We start from the raw sequence: 13,141 nt of genomic DNA, 5'->3' as shown, positions 1-13,141 counted from the left end.
GCCCCTTCACCTCACCGTCCTCAACGATTAACAGGAGGTGCCGGTCGACAGGACCGGCAGGATGCATTCATGAACGAGACCGTAACCGTGACCGACGCCAAGGCCGTGAAAGTTCCCACCCTGCCCGACGCCCAGACCGTGACACAAGTGAAGCACTGGACGGACCGGCTGTTTTCCTTCCGCGTGTCCCGCCCCGCCAGCCTGCGCTTCCGCTCGGGCGAGTTCGTGATGATCGGGCTGATGCAGAAGGACGAGAAGACCGGCAAGGAAAAGCCGCTGCTGCGCGCCTATTCCATCGCCTCGCCCTCCTGGGACGACGAGCTGGAGTTCTACTCGATCAAGGTACAGGACGGCCCGCTCACCTCGCGCCTTCAGCACATCCAGCCGGGCGACGAGATCATCCTGCGGCCCAAGCCCGTCGGCACGCTGGTGCATGACGCGCTGCTGCCCGGCAAGCGCATCTGGTTCTTCGCCACCGGCACCGGGTTCGCGCCCTTCGCCTCGCTCCTGCGCGATCCGCAGACCTACGAGGATTACGACGAGGTGATCATCACCCATACCTGCCGCGAGGTGGGCGAGCTGCAATACGGCCATGACCTGATCGAGTCCATCCGCTCCGACGAGATGCTGGCGGAACTGATCGGCGAGGGCTTCCACGAGAAGCTGCGCTACTACCCCACCACCACCCGCGAAGAGAGCCCCAAGATGGGACGCATCACCGACCTGATGCGCAAGGGCGAGGTGTTCGAGGATCTCGGTGTCGAGCCGCTTTCGCCCGAAACCGACCGCGCGATGGTCTGCGGCAACCTGGCCTTCAACCTCGAACTCAAAGAGATGCTCGAGGAATACGGCCTTCGCGAAGGCGCCAATTCCGACCCCAAGGAATACGTGGTCGAAAAGGCTTTCCTGGATTAACTTCGCCACTCAAGCACTTGACCTGAATTGAATACCGCGCCGGAACATCCGGCGCGGTCTTGTTTCTCGACTCCAAGGTGGATGCCTCAGAGACCAAGCGCCTCGCGCGCCGCGGTCAATGCGGTTTCGAGCTGTTCCGGGTTGTCGGCAGCCTCGCGCAGCGTCTCGATCAATACGGTGCGCCGAACCGCGTCGAGGTCCGATGCCTCTATCAGCTCGACGGCCTGGTCGATATCGAACCCCTCGACCGTGAACACCTCTTCGGCCTCGGCCCCTTCTTCCGCAGCCTCCCCGGCGACGGTCGCGCCTGCCTCGCTGCCGTCGGTGGTGTCCATCGCCTCTTCCATGGCCTCGTTCGTGGCTTCGGCGGCCTCGGTGGATTGCGCCGTCTCCGGATCGTCGATGGTCAGCTCAATGATCTCGTCCTCGACAGCTTCTGCCGTGTCACCAGCCGCATCGGCCGCGCTCTCGGCCGCCTCTTCCGTGGCCTCCATCGCCTCGCTGCCGGTCTCTTCGGCCGCCTCCATTGCCTCGCTGCCGGTCTCCTCGGCGGCGTCCATCGCCTCGCTGGCGGCCTCGCCCGTTGCATCCGCGGCCTCCGAAGCCGTCTCGGCCGCGTCGTCCGCCATCTCCTCGACCGCCTCGGCGGCCTCCTGTGCGGCCTCGGCCGCGGTGTCGGCGGCGTCCTCTGCGGCTTCCGTCGCGTCCGCGGCGGCGTCTTCCGCCACCTCGGTGGCCTCGTCCACGGCCTCGGCGGCGTCTTCGGCCATGGCCTCGGTCGTGTCCGCGGCGTCTTCCGTCGCGGTCTCCGCGGCCTCTGCCGCCTCCTCGGCGCTCTCGCCGGCCGCATCGGCGGCCTCACCTGCATCCTCGGCCGCCTCTTCCGCCGCCTCGTCGCTCAGTCCGAGCACCTCCTGAACCGATTTCCCGGTGAAAAGCAGGTATCCGCCGCCGATCACCAGGACAGCAACTAAGATCCAGAGCAGGTTTCGCATGGTCGTTCCCCTTGACAATGGCCGCCCCCTCAGCCGGCGGCCTTCAGTATTCCAATATCCACATGACTATCCTAACAGAAAAGCCGCAAGGGAAAACCGGCCCCGTTTCGGCCCCGAGCCGCTGATTTTGCAGCTTGAAACGCCCCTTACGGGACGCTACCTTGCGCACTCAAACAATCACGACACGAAGGAACAAAGCCATAGCCCGCAGACCCCACAACGCGCCCCCGACGCGCGACACCGGCCCCCGCGTCAATGAAAAGATCCGAGCTCCCGAAATCCGCCTGATCGGCCCGGAGGGAGAAAATATTGGCGTGGTGACCCCAGAAAAGGCTATGGACCTGGCCTTCGAGGCCGAACTCGATCTCGTTGAAATCTCGCCGAACGCCACGCCGCCGGTCTGCAAGATCATGGACTACGGCAAGTACAAGTACGAACAGCAGAAACGCGAATCCGAGGCGCGCAAGAAGCAGAAGGTCATCGAGGTGAAGGAGGTGAAGTTCCGCCCCAACACCGATACGCATGACTACGACGTGAAGATGCGCAACGTGGTCAAGTTCCTGGAACATGGCGACAAGGTGAAGGTCACCCTGCGTTTCCGCGGCCGCGAGATGGCCCACCAGGACCTCGGCCGCGAACTGCTTCAGCGGGTCGCCGGCGATGTCGAGGGAATCGGCAAGGTCGAGAACATGCCCAAGATGGAAGGGCGGCAGATGATCATGATCATCGCCCCGGCCGGCAAGTAGGCCCTCTTCCCAGACCCGTTCGACCGGAACCTCCCGCCACCCGCGCGGGAGGTTTTGCTTTTTTCCGGTACAACCTGCACGGAATCGCTGACGTCGCGGTCCGGTAAACGGAAACCCTTGATATTCGCTGCATCTCCGTCACTATCGGCGTGCGAACCAACAAGAACGGACGGCTCCGGCAAACGGGGCATGAACCGTACAAGAGACGACTGAACGTCCAGCAAGGGAGACCCAAAATGACACTCAGATCAATCCTGATCGGGGGAATCGCCGCATCGGCGCTGGCCCCCATGGCGCAGGCCGAGCGCGGTGAAGACGGCCAGGTCGGTATCATCTACTGGCAGGCGCCCTCGATCATGAACCCCTACCTGTCCGGCGGCACCAAGGATCTCGAGGCCGCCAGCCTCGTGCTCGAACCGCTGGCCCGCTACGACGAGAACGGCGACATGGTGCCGTGGCTCGTCGACGAGGTGCCAACCGTGGAAAACGGTGGCGTTTCGGAAGACCTGACCTCGATCACCTGGAAGCTGACAGAAGGCCTGGTTTGGTCCGACGGCTCGCCCGTCACCTCCGAAGACGTGAAATTCAGCTGGGAATACTGCACCGCCGAGGGCGGCGGCTGTGCCCAGATCGAGAAATACGGCGGCATCGAAAGCATCGAGACGCCGGACGAGCTGACCGCCGTGGTCACCTTCCGCAATCCCAAGCCCTTCCCCTATACCGCCTTCGTGGGCGCCCAGTCGCCCATCCTGCAAAAGGCGCAATTCGCCGATTGCCTCGGGCCCAAGGCGCCGGAATGCACCGAGCAGAACTTCAACCCGATCGGCACCGGCCCCTTCGTGGTGACGGATTTCCGGCCCAATGACGTGATCACGCTGGAAGCCAACGAGAATTACCGCGACCCCGAGAAGCCGGCCTTCGCCTCGGTCGTCTTCAAGGGCGGCGGCGATGCCACGGCGGCCGGCCGCGCGGTTCTCGAGACGGGCGAGTTCGACTATGCCTGGAACCTGCAACTGGCGCCGGACGTGCTGGCCAACATGGAATCGGCCGGCAAAGGCCAGATCATCTCGGGCTTCGGCACGCTGGTCGAACGGATCATGGTCAACCAGACCGACCCGTCCTCCGACCTCGGCGACCGCCGGGCGACGCTCGATCACCCGCACCCGTTCCTGACCGACAAGGCCGTGCGACAGGCGCTCTCCATGGCGATCGACCGCGAATTGCTGGTCGAGATCGGCTATGGCGACGCGGGCCGCGTGACCTGCAACGTGCTCCCGGCACCGGAAATCTACGCCTCCACCGCCAATGATGACTGCAAGGTGCAGGACATCGAGGGCGCCAAGGCCGTGCTGGAAGAAGCCGGCTGGACCGACACCAACGGCAACGGCACCCGCGACAAGGATGGGGTCGAGCTGTCGATGCTGTTCCAGACCTCGACCAACGCCGTGCGCCAGGACTTCCAGGCACTGATCAAGCAGTGGTGGTCGGAAATCGGCGTCGAGGCCGAGCTGCGCAACATCGACTCCAGCGTCTTCTTCGGCGGCGACCCGGGCAGCCCGGACACGTTCCAGAAGTTCTTCGCCGATGTCGAGATGTACGCCAACAACTTCGACGGCACCGACCCCGAGGCCTACATGTCGAACTGGCACTGCGAACAGATCCCGGCACCGGAAAACCAGTGGCAGGGCAACAACATGCCGCGTTTCTGCAGCGAGGAATACAACGCCCTCGTCGACGAGATGCAGCAGACCGGCGAGCTCGAGAAACGTGCCGAGCTGGCCAAGGCGATGAACGACATGCTGATGCAGGAATACGTGATCATCCCGCTCGTCGATCGCGGCCGGGTGTCTGCCCATTCCAACAGCCTGGGCGGTGTCATCCTCAACACCTGGGACAGCGAACTCTGGAACGCGGCCGACTGGCACCGCAAGGAAACCAACTGATCGCTTGCCACGACCGGGCGCGCGGGGTCGCCGCGCGCCCGACGAAGGGTGACTTTCAGGGGGTGTGCGGCTGAATGCTGACCTATACAATCCGCCGGCTGGTCCTGTCGGTCCCGACGCTGCTGTTCATCGCGCTCGTCATCTTCCTTCTGCTGGAACTGGCGCCGGGCGACCCGATGGCCCAGGTGCCGCTGACCGTCCCGCCGGAAGTGAAAGCCCAGATGCGCGAGGCGCTGGGGCTGGGCGAGCCCACCCATATCCGTTTCGGCAAATGGCTGTGGCAGTTCTTCGTGGTCGAGCCCATGGTGCTGACCGACCACCTGTTCGGCACGGAGTTTGCCGCCGACAAGCAGCGCGTCATAAGCTGGCAGACCCGTTCGCCGGTGATGGATATCGTGGTCCAGCGGATGCCCCAGACGATCTGGGTGGTGGCGATGGCCTACGTGGTGGGCGTGCTGATCGCCCTGCCCATCGGCATCTACTCGGCCTACCGGCAATATTCCGTCTTCGACCAGGTCGGCACTTTCGTCACCATGGTCGGCTTTTCCGTGCCGCCCTTCTTCTCGGGCGTGCTGGTGATCGTGATCTTCTCGGTCCAGCTGGGCTGGCTGCCGTCGATCTATGACACCACGCACCGGGTGGTCGACTGGAATACCTTCGTCATGCAGCTCAAGCAGATGGTCATGCCGGTCATGGTGCTGGCGCTGCAGACCACGGCGCAGATTTCCCGCTTCATGCGCGCCTCGATGCTCGACAACCTCAACCAGGATTACGTGCGCACCGCCCGGGCCAAGGGCCTTTCGGAACAGATCGTGGTGATGGTCCACGTGCTGCGCAACTCGATGATCCCGGTGGTCACCGTCATCGCGCTCGGCGTGCCGCAGATCTTCGGAGGCGCCATCATCACCGAGCAGATCTTCAAGGTGAACGGGCTGGGACAGCTTCTGATCACCGCCATCCAGGCCAACGACCTGCCGATGGTCCAGACCGTCACCTTCATGCTGGCGGTCCTGATCGTGCTCTTCAACATCATCGCCGACCTTCTTTACGGCCTGCTCGACCCGAGGATCCGCTATGACTGATCCGACCCCCGAAACCCCGCCAACCAAGACCCCGGCTCCCACTCCGCTGGGCGCGCTCTCCGACCCGCAACCGGTCGCCCCGCCCCGCAGCCAGTGGCGCGACGTCTGGGACCAGTTCAAGCGCCACCGCGGCGCGCTGGCGGGCGGCATCCTCTTCCTGCTGATCATCGTGGTGGTCTATCTCGGCCCGCTCGTCTGGCCCATCGACGCCACCTATATCGACATCCGCGCCCGCAACGAGGGACCGAGCTGGGCGCACCCGTTCGGCACCGACCAGCTTGGCCGCGACACGCTGGCCCGGATGATGGCGGGCGGTCAGGTCTCGATCGCCGTGGGGCTGACGGCGATGCTTCTGGCGCTCGGCCTCGGCAGCCTGATCGGTGTACTGGCCGGCTTCTTCCGGCGGCTCGACGGCCCGCTCATGCGGCTGACAGACCTGTTCCTGTCGCTGCCCCTGCTGCCGCTTCTGCTGGTTATGGTCCTGCTGTTCCGGCAGGCGCTCAGCAGCACGTTCGGGCCGGAAACCGGGATCTTCATCCTGATCGTCTTCGCCATCGGCGTGACAAGCTGGATGCCCACCGCCCGCGTCGTGCGCGGCGACGTGCTGGCGCTGAAGGAACGGGAATTCGTGCTGGCCGCCCGCTCGATCGGCACGACAAATTTCAACCTGATCACCCGGCACGTGCTGCCCAACGTGCTGTCGCCGATCATGGTCTCGGCCACGCTGGGCATCGCCAACGCCATCATCACCGAATCGGCGCTCAGCTTCCTCGGCCTCGGCTTCCCGCCCGACTTCCCGACATGGGGCCGCCTGCTGAACGACGCGACGGTCTACCTGCAGGATTACCCGGAACGGGTGTTCTGGCCGGGCGTGGCGATCTCGCTGACGGTTCTGTCGGTCAATTACCTCGGCGACGGCCTGCGTGACGCGCTCGACCCGCGCATCCGCGGTCGATGAGCGGCAACGGCGTTTCACCGCAAATAAGAACCCCTTCACGCCGGCCCGCCTACAGGGAAAACGTTTCACCGTTCCTCTCTTGTCACCCGGAACAACGTTCTGGCCACGCAGTCATGCGAGAACCGTTTTCCGAAACCCGCAAGATATTCACAGGTCAGAATACTTGATCGGCGCCGGATTCCACGCCAGATGGGAAAAAATTCCGCATCTCTGCCGAGGCTGCCATGTTTGAAGAATTCGGTTTCGAAACCCTCACCGCCCCGCAGGCGGTGGTCTGGTTCGCGCTGGCCCTGGGGCTCGCCTTCGGGGCGCTGGCGCAGATCACCCGTTTCTGCCTGCGCCGCTCACTCGTGGGCGAGGACCGCAAACAGGCGGCCGGCATCTGGCTGACGGCGCTGGCCGTGGCGGTGCTCGGCACGCAGGCGGCCGTGGCACAGGGCTGGATCGGCTTCGGCGATCACCGGTTCATGGCCGCCAACCTGCCCGTGCTGGCCGTGGTCGTAGGCGGCCTGCTCTTCGGGGCGGGCATGGTGCTTACCCGGGGCTGCATTTCACGGCTGACCGTGTTGTCCGCCTCGGGCAACCTGCGGGCGCTGACCGTGGTGGTGATCTTCGCCATCACCGCCCATGCCGCGCTCAAGGGCATCCTGTCGCCCCTGCGCACGACGCTGGGCTCCGTCACCCTGCCGCTCGACAGTGCCGCCCTGCCCGGCAACCCGCTGATCTGGACGGCCGTCATCGCCGCCGCGGCGCTGCTTTACGCCCTGCGCTCGGGCAACCGGCCCGGCATGCTGCTGCTGGCCGCCCTGATCGGCGTGCTGGTGCCGCTGGGCTGGGTCGGCACGGGCTTCCTGCTTTACGACGACTTCGACCCGATTGCGATGGAATCGCTGGCCTTCACCTCGCCCATGACCGACGCGCTGTTCTTCACCGTTGCCTCGACCGCCATTCCGGCCGGCTTCGGCACGGGGCTGATCGGCGGCGTTCTGCTCGGCGCACTGGCGGCGGCGCTGCTGTCGCGCGGGTTCCAGTGGCAGAGCTTCTCCTCCCCGTCGGAAACCGGCCGCTACCTTGCCGGGGGCGCCTTGATGGGCTTCGGGGGCGTCCTTGCAGGCGGCTGCACGGTCGGCGCGGGGCTGTCGGGCATCCCGACACTCTCCATCGCAGCCATCCTCGCCGTCGCATCCATGGCCGTCGGCGCGCTTGCCACGAACCGCGCCCTGGGCGCCGTTCCCGCCGCCCGCGCCCATCCCGCCGAGTAAGCCTTGCACTGACGTCCTTTGCCGCTAGGATGCACGCCGCATTTCAACAAAGGCAGGCGGCATGACGCGCTACACGTACAAGGTAATCCCGGCCCCCGCGAAGGGGCGCAAGGCCCCCGGGGTCAAAGGCGCGGAAGCGCGGTTCGCGCACGGGCTCGAAGAGGCCATGAACGAGATGGCTGCGCAGGGTTGGGAATACCTGCGCGCCGACATCCTGCCCAGCGAGGAACGCCAGGGCCTGACCTCGACGAACACCGTCTACCGCAGCGTGCTGGTCTTCCGGCGCGAGGCCAAGGGCAACGGCGCCGCGGAACGCCCGGTGCCGTCGCTGACCGCCCGCCGCGGCCCCGCGCCCGAGGAAGAGCTGAAGTTCACCCGACGCGAGCCGATCGCGGCAGTTGCGGCAGACACGCTTGCCCCTGAACCCGATGTCCATGACCCTGAGGTTCCTGACTCGCAGGACCTGCCCGAAACCGACACCGAGGAGCAGGCCGCCAATGACGATGCTCCCGTCCGGATCGAGGACGAGGAAACGCTGCCCGAAACGCCCGGGACCGAAACCGGGAACGAAACTGGGACCGAGATCGAGACCGAAGAAACGCAGGACGACATAACCGATGACGCAAGGGAAGAAGAGGACGGTGAAACCCCGCGTCGCTGAGGCGGCGAAATCTGCCGCACCACTCGCGATTTATCGCTCCTCCACCAGATTTTTACAAACTGCCCTCTTCAATTTGCCAACCAGTAATCTAAACTCTCCGATCTGACTCGCAGAGGGAAGCCCATGTCCAAGAGTGACCCATTCGGATTCGATATTTCAGTCGGCGCTTCGAAGAAGAAGAACCCGCGCGGCCGGCGCGGCATGTCGGGTGCGTCCGAAACCTCGACCCGCGTCTGCGATCATCCGGGCTGCAACGAGCCCGGCAAGTACCGCGCGCCCAAGGCGCCGGATGTGCTGGATGATTTCTACTGGTTCTGCAAAGACCACGTGCGCGAATACAATACCAAGTGGAACTTCTTCGAAGGCACGACCGAGGCCGAGATGAACGCCCAGATGTCGAAGGACAAGGTTTGGGAACGCCAGACCAAGGCCTTCAACGACCCCGAGGCGCGCGCCTGGGCCCGGCTGGGCATCGAGGACCCGCACCAGGTCCTGGGCGGCAACGCCACGCAGAACCCGGGCAAGAACCGGACACAGCAGCGCAAGCTGCCCCCGACCGAGCGCCGCGCGCTGGAGATTCTCGAGGCCGAGGATACCTGGTCGAAGGCCGATATCCGCAAGGCCTACAAGTCGCTGATCAAGGTACTCCACCCCGACATCAACGGCGGCGACCGCAGCCAGGAAGAACAGCTGCAACAGGTCGTCTGGGCGTGGGACCAGATCAAGCCGAGCCGGAACTTCAAGTAGGCGTCAGGGCGTGACGGGCTCCGGCCCGGCGCGCCGCGCGCCAAGGCGCGGGTGCAGCGTGGCCGCCAGCCCCCAGCACCCGGCCAGCGCGATTCCCGCGAAGGCAAAGATCCCCGAGACCGGCGCCACCAGCAGCACCAGCCACGCCGCCCCCGGCGTCAGGATGCCCGACACGTCGCGGAAGCTGGAATAGACGGCCGACATTTCCGTCCGTTCCGAGGGCTTCACCGACATCAGGAACGGCAGACCCCCGCAGATATCGAGCAGCACGAGGAAGCCCGAGGCGCAGAACAGCGCCACCAGCGCAAACGCCGGCGTGGGCGCCAGCATCCAGCCGGTAAAGAACAGCATCCCTGCACAGGCAAAGCCCGTCCGCACCGCCATCCGGACCGTGTGCCGCTGCATCCACCGCAGCATCACCGGCGTCAGGAACAGGATCGCGTTGGTGGCCGACATCATGATCCCGCCGGTCTGCGGGTCGAGCCCGCTGTCGACCGCGTAGATCGGCAGGTAGACGACGTAGGCCCACCACCCGCAGGAGCGGATCACCGCGAAGAGCCACCCCACCACCAGCCTGGGCTGGGCGAAGAACCGGCCCAGATAGCGAAGCGGGTTGGCCGCCGGGCGCCGCGCCCGCGTGATCAGCTTGCCGTTGCCCAGTCGCATCACGAAAAACAGTGTCAGCAGCCCGCAGATCGCCGCCGCGGAGACAAGGAATGGGGCCGGGCCCCACCATTGCATGAGGGTGACACCGGCCACCGGGCCGATCGTCCAGCCGAGCGCGCTGTAGAACATCCGCAGCGTCTCGCATCGGCCCAGCTCGGCCCGCTCGACATAGTCCAGCACGTAGGCGTTGAAACACACGAAAAGCGAGACGGTCGCGACCGTGATCATCACCAGCCCGGCGATCACCCCCGACCCGCCCGTCGTTGCCGCCAGCGCGCCCGACAGGAACAGCGTCCCTGCCCCGGCATAAAGCCAGCGCCGCGGGATGAACCGGTTGAGCCACGGCACCAGCAGCCCCGCGACCAGCGACAGGAACCCGGTCAGGAAATAGATCGCCGAGACGACCTGCGCATCGCCCAACGCCTTGTACATGGCCACCGGGAAAACCGACACGAGCATGCCGCGCGCCACGGCCTCGGCCCCGGCAAGCATGGCGAAACCGCGCATCGACGGTGCGGGGGCATGGCGAAGCCATTCGGGTATATGGCGCTCGAACATACGGGGCCTGTCACTTGCTGTTTTCCTGACCGGATGCGCCCCGGCGCGCGCCCTGTCGCCTCCGTTCGCGACCCGCAGGTCGGAAACGGGCCTCCGCCGCGACCGCGCAAACGAAAAACGGCCGCCCTGAACGGCGACCGTTGCGAGATTACGGGATGGTCGGCGCCTCTACGCCGGCTTGAAAACCAGGCTCACGCCATTGAGACAGTGCCGTTTCCCCGTAGGTTCCGGCCCGTCGTTGAAGATATGGCCCAGGTGGCTGCCGCAGCGGCGGCAATGCACCTCGGTGCGCGGGTAGATCAGCTTGAAATCCCGCTTGGTTTCCACGGCGTTCTCAAGCGGCCGGTAGAAGCTGGGCCAGCCGGTGCCGCTGTCATACTTGGTATCGGAGGGGTAAAGCGGCAGGTCGCAGCCCCGGCAATGGTAGGTGCCCGCCGAATACTGCTTGTCGAGCGGCGAGCTGCCCGCGGGCTCGGTGCCCTCCTCGCGCATCACCTTGTACTGCAGGTCGGTCAGCATGTTGCGCCATTCCGCCTCGGTGCGGGTCACCTCGAAATTGCCGGACGCCGAGCTGGCGGCGCCAAGCGAGGTCAGTGAAACGGCCGTGCCGCCCAGAAGGATCATGGCGATAAAGCCTCTGCGGTCCATGGCGGGTCCTCCCTTCGGTCCTTGTGGTCCAAAGATGCCGGTTGCAGGGCGGCGCGGCAAGTGCGCCGCCCTGCACATTTCGGTGATCGGGCTCAGCCTTCAGCGGGCAGGATCACGGTGTCGACGACGTGGATCACGCCGTTCGACTGGTCGACATCGGCGATCGTCACGTTGATCATCTGGCCGCGCTCGTCCTTGAGCATGATGTTGTCGCCCTCGTAGGTCGCTTCCAGCTCGCAGCCGCCCACGGTCGGGACGATATGCATGCCGCCGTCATCGTCGACCATGCCCTTGATGGCGGTCGACATCGCGTCGGCCGACACCACGTGGCAGGTCAGGATCTCGGTCAGCTTGTCCTTGTATGCCGGCTGCATCAACGCTTCCAGCGTCTCCGCGGGCAGCTTGTCAAAGGCCGCGTCAGTGGGTGCGAACACAGTGAACGGGCCGTCGCCTGACAGGGTGTCGACAAGACCGGCTGCTTTCACGGCCGCGACAAGGGTTTCGTGATCGGCCGAGTTCACGGCGTTTTCCACGATGTTCTTGTCGGCATACATGGGCGCGCCACCCACCATCGGGTTTTCTGCGAATGCTGCACCGGCGCTGATGGCGGCAACGGCCGTGGCCGCGACAAGTGTCTTGTTGAACATTGTGTATCTCCTCTCTGTCGTACCGGGCGTCATTGCCCGAACATGCGACAACCCACGGACGGGCGGCGGCCAGAGTTTCAGAGAAAATGTGAAAAACGCGCAGTCTCACGCATCCGTGATCGGGCCGGTTGCCAGAACGGCCCCGGTCGGCGCGCCCGTGGGCGAGCCGCCTTCGGGCTCGTCCGAGATGGCCAGAACCCCGCCCGACAGGGCCTCCTGCAACTCGGGCGTCACGGTAAAGAGCGCCCGCTCATCCGGCGGCAGTACGCCCAGCGACACCGGCGCGTTCTCGCCCGCGATCAGCCACAGCTCCAGCGAGCGACCCTCCGCTGCCTCGCCTGCCAGCCGTTCGACATAGAGCTCCGCGTTTTCCGCGTCATAGGCCGCCTCGACCACGAGGCTGCGGTCCTCGGCGGCAACTTCGGCGGTGTATGCCGGCGTTTCCGGCGGCAGTGGGCCCTGGTCGAGGAAATCCGACGACACGAACAACAGCACGGCCAGAACTGCCACGGCCAGCCCGGTCAGCCCGAACCGTTGCCACAGCCCGGTGCGACGCTCGGGCGCGCTCTCGCCAAAAAGACGCATCTCCACGCGGGTCTGAACATCCTCCGGCGGCGTCACCGGCTTCACGTCATCGGCAAAGCCCGAAAATTCCTCGGCCCAGATCGCGCAGATACGCCGCAGCGCCGGTTCGGACGCCAGGCGCGCCTCGAACGCCGCCAGTTCCTCCTCGGGCAGCAGGCTCAGGGTGTACTCCCCTGCAAGAACGACGTCGTCGTTCGGGTCTGGCGTGGTGCCGCTCATCGAGACAGGCACTCCCTCAGTTTCAACAGGCTGCGCCGCAGCCAGGTTCGCATCGTGTTGAGCGGCACGTTGTACCGCTCTGCCAGTTCGGCATAGGTATCGCCTTCCAGGTACGCGCGCCGCACGGCATCGGCGTGCTGATGGTCCAGTTCGCCGAAACACCCGTCCAGGCGGTTGCGTTCGGACGCCCGGATCGCCATCGTCTCGGGGCCCGGCGCGGGGTCGGCCAGCGTGGCCGTCAGAACGTCGCCGCTGGTCGAGTGCCGCGCCCGCCGCTTGCGGTCGATGGCCGCATTGCGGGCGATGGAAATGAGCCACGTCATCGGGCTCAGGCCATTGGCGCGGTATCGGTCGGCGTTGTTCCAGATCTTCACATAAACGTCCTGCAGCACGTCTTCCGCCTCGGCCCGGTCGTCCAAGACACGCAGGATAACGCCGAATAGTTTCGCCGAGGTGCGGGAATAGAGGTTGCGGAAGGCCGCCCGGTCCTTCAGGGCCATTCGCGCGAT

The 13,141-nt window shown here is 65.4% G+C and carries 14 protein-coding genes; 8 read left to right on the top strand and 6 right to left on the bottom strand.

Annotated elements, in window-relative coordinates; all coding sequences use genetic code 11:
- Window positions 1-69 precede the first annotated feature (69 nt).
- Complete coding sequence (locus QUV18_RS11760; RefSeq protein WP_300894115.1) at window positions 70-915, top strand: ferredoxin--NADP reductase; 846 nt, start codon at window positions 70-72, stop codon at window positions 913-915.
- An 86-nt stretch (window positions 916-1,001) separates the two neighbouring features.
- Here QUV18_RS11760 and QUV18_RS11755 read toward each other — a convergent pair whose 3' ends face one another.
- The gene (locus QUV18_RS11755; RefSeq protein WP_300894114.1) at window positions 1,002-1,910 is read right to left on the bottom strand and encodes a translation initiation factor 3; all 909 of its coding nucleotides are present in this window, start codon (window positions 1,908-1,910) and stop codon (window positions 1,002-1,004) included.
- A 200-nt stretch (window positions 1,911-2,110) separates the two neighbouring features.
- Here QUV18_RS11755 and infC point away from each other — a divergent pair, with 200 nt between their 5' ends.
- The 7 genes from infC to QUV18_RS11720 all read left to right on the top strand — a co-directional run bounded on the left by infC (window position 2,111) and on the right by QUV18_RS11720 (window position 9,309).
- Window positions 2,111-2,656 carry a translation initiation factor IF-3 gene (gene infC, locus QUV18_RS11750; protein WP_300894159.1) on the top strand — a complete coding sequence of 182 codons (546 nt, stop codon included), beginning with the start codon at window positions 2,111-2,113 and terminating at the stop codon, window positions 2,654-2,656.
- Between the two features lie 236 nt (window positions 2,657-2,892).
- Window positions 2,893-4,599: a peptide ABC transporter substrate-binding protein gene (locus tag QUV18_RS11745; protein ID WP_300894113.1), complete on the top strand. Its 1,707-nt coding sequence runs from the start codon at window positions 2,893-2,895 to the stop codon at window positions 4,597-4,599.
- A 74-nt stretch (window positions 4,600-4,673) separates the two neighbouring features.
- A complete protein-coding gene (locus QUV18_RS11740) occupies window positions 4,674-5,681 on the top strand; it encodes an ABC transporter permease (RefSeq protein ID WP_300894112.1) in 1,008 nt (335 codons plus the stop codon).
- A complete protein-coding gene (locus QUV18_RS11735; RefSeq protein ID WP_300894111.1) occupies window positions 5,674-6,639 on the top strand; it encodes an ABC transporter permease in 966 nt (321 codons plus the stop codon). Before QUV18_RS11740 ends, QUV18_RS11735 begins: the two co-directional genes overlap by 8 nt.
- 224 nt (window positions 6,640-6,863) lie before the next feature.
- Window positions 6,864-7,901 (top strand): YeeE/YedE family protein, encoded by a 1,038-nt coding sequence (locus QUV18_RS11730; protein WP_300894110.1) that lies wholly within the window; start codon window positions 6,864-6,866, stop codon window positions 7,899-7,901.
- Between the two features lie 61 nt (window positions 7,902-7,962).
- Window positions 7,963-8,562, top strand: a complete 600-nt coding sequence (locus QUV18_RS11725) for a hypothetical protein (protein ID WP_300894109.1) — start codon at window positions 7,963-7,965, stop codon at window positions 8,560-8,562.
- 123 nt (window positions 8,563-8,685) lie between these two features.
- Window positions 8,686-9,309 carry a DnaJ domain-containing protein gene (locus QUV18_RS11720; RefSeq protein WP_300894108.1) on the top strand — a complete coding sequence of 208 codons (624 nt, stop codon included), beginning with the start codon at window positions 8,686-8,688 and terminating at the stop codon, window positions 9,307-9,309.
- A gap of 3 nt (window positions 9,310-9,312) precedes the next feature.
- Here QUV18_RS11720 and QUV18_RS11715 read toward each other — a convergent pair whose 3' ends face one another.
- The 5 genes from QUV18_RS11715 to QUV18_RS11695 all read right to left on the bottom strand — a co-directional run bounded on the left by QUV18_RS11715 (window position 9,313) and on the right by QUV18_RS11695 (window position 13,132).
- Window positions 9,313-10,533 (bottom strand): MFS transporter, encoded by a 1,221-nt coding sequence (locus QUV18_RS11715; RefSeq protein WP_300894107.1) that lies wholly within the window; start codon window positions 10,531-10,533, stop codon window positions 9,313-9,315.
- 168 nt (window positions 10,534-10,701) lie between these two features.
- Window positions 10,702-11,181, bottom strand: coding sequence for a peptide-methionine (R)-S-oxide reductase MsrB (gene msrB, locus QUV18_RS11710; RefSeq protein WP_300894106.1), 480 nt, complete (start codon window positions 11,179-11,181; stop codon window positions 10,702-10,704).
- A gap of 92 nt (window positions 11,182-11,273) precedes the next feature.
- On the bottom strand, window positions 11,274-11,828 hold the full coding sequence (locus QUV18_RS11705; protein ID WP_300894105.1) for a fasciclin domain-containing protein: 555 nt from the start codon (window positions 11,826-11,828) through the stop codon (window positions 11,274-11,276).
- 105 nt (window positions 11,829-11,933) lie between these two features.
- Complete coding sequence (locus tag QUV18_RS11700; protein WP_300894104.1) at window positions 11,934-12,632, bottom strand: anti-sigma factor; 699 nt, start codon at window positions 12,630-12,632, stop codon at window positions 11,934-11,936.
- A complete protein-coding gene (locus QUV18_RS11695) occupies window positions 12,629-13,132 on the bottom strand; it encodes a sigma-70 family RNA polymerase sigma factor (protein WP_300894103.1) in 504 nt (167 codons plus the stop codon). The genes QUV18_RS11700 and QUV18_RS11695 overlap by 4 nt, the downstream gene beginning before the upstream one ends.
- Between the last annotated feature and the right edge of the window lie 9 nt (window positions 13,133-13,141).

Origin of the sequence: Roseovarius sp. (assembly GCF_030373445.1) — a bacterium.
In the GTDB taxonomy this organism is placed as follows: Bacteria; Pseudomonadota; Alphaproteobacteria; order Rhodobacterales; family Rhodobacteraceae; genus Roseovarius.
This window is presented reverse-complemented; position numbering and strand designations above follow the sequence as displayed.